The sequence below is a fragment of the Labilibaculum manganireducens genome (assembly GCF_002843385.1).
Lineage (GTDB): Bacteria > Bacteroidota > Bacteroidia > Bacteroidales > Marinifilaceae > Labilibaculum > Labilibaculum manganireducens.
In genome coordinates this window covers 1-1122 of sequence record NZ_MVDE01000092.1, presented here as the reverse complement: position 1 = coordinate 1122, position 1122 = coordinate 1, and the positions used below count along the sequence as shown (strand labels likewise).

Sequence of the window (1122 nt, the reverse complement as noted above, 5' to 3'; positions counted from 1 at the left end):
TTTTGTCTGCTTTCTCAGAAGGTAAAGTAATTCTGATTCACTTTCGGTGATTTCTACATCTATAATTTTTGGCATATACTAAGATAAGTTTTTTTTTGAGTAAATTAACAAACAGAACCGTATTACATACCGTAGTATAACCAATATCATAGCCTTTAGAGTGAAGGACTTCAAGGATATCTATCTTCTTCAGCAACTGCTTACGCTGTCCTAACGATAACTTCTCCTGATTCTTTAAAAGCAGTTGGTCAATCTCATCGGTAATTTCTTGTGTAAGTCGCAACTTACCCCTTTTAGAAACTCAATAAGATGGAGCTGTTGAGAGATATGCTGAATGAGCTTCGCTCGTATCAGCGCTTCGCAATAATTGCATCTCGTACCCTTCAATATACTTTTTTACCGTTCGCCGACTGATCGATAGTTCTTTTGAAATCTGTCGCTGACTTTAGCCACTACGATAACTGCGGATGATAATCTCCTGTTTTGTATACATACTTATCATTTTGCAATGAACAAATTTTGTTCATCTTGTGAATAAATAGTGGTATACTTTTCGATTGAAGAGTGGACTACTTCCTAATTAATATAAACATTCAGGTATTAGTATCACCACCAACAAACTTATCGTTTATGTCTTAAAGAATAATTGAGAACAAATGTATACGCTCTTTTCTAATACAATTTCCAATACTTTGATACTCTACTTTCTAATGTCAATAAATATTATCCATTTTACACACCTATAGACAACCCACTTTTATAAGAAACAACATAAAAAGAGTCACATCAGATAGTTGAAATAAGATTCTTTTTAAATTGTTGCCGGTTTATTATCCAGGACTGCAATTTGACAACTAATTATCAAGGCCAATAATCTTAACTTTTCTGCTCAAAAAATAAAATAGACAAGAGTAAATCCTGGAATCTATAAATACACTCCTACTGTTTAAGTTTATATCAATATGGCAAACAAATTTCTTTGATTTTAGCACATAAAAAAAGAGTCTCATTCCTCATTGGAACAAGACTCTTTAAAAGTTGGCGTCGACCTACTCTCCCACCAAAAAGGCAGTACCATCGGCGCTATCGGGCTTAACTTCTCTGTTCGGAATGGGAAGAGGT

The 1122-nt window shown here is 34.0% G+C and carries 1 rRNA gene; it reads right to left on the bottom strand.

The annotated features are described in order from the left end of the window. Window positions 1-1036: 1036 nt before the first annotated feature. A 5S ribosomal RNA gene (rrf, locus tag BZG01_RS21315) occupies window positions 1037-1122 on the bottom strand; the annotation flags it as partial.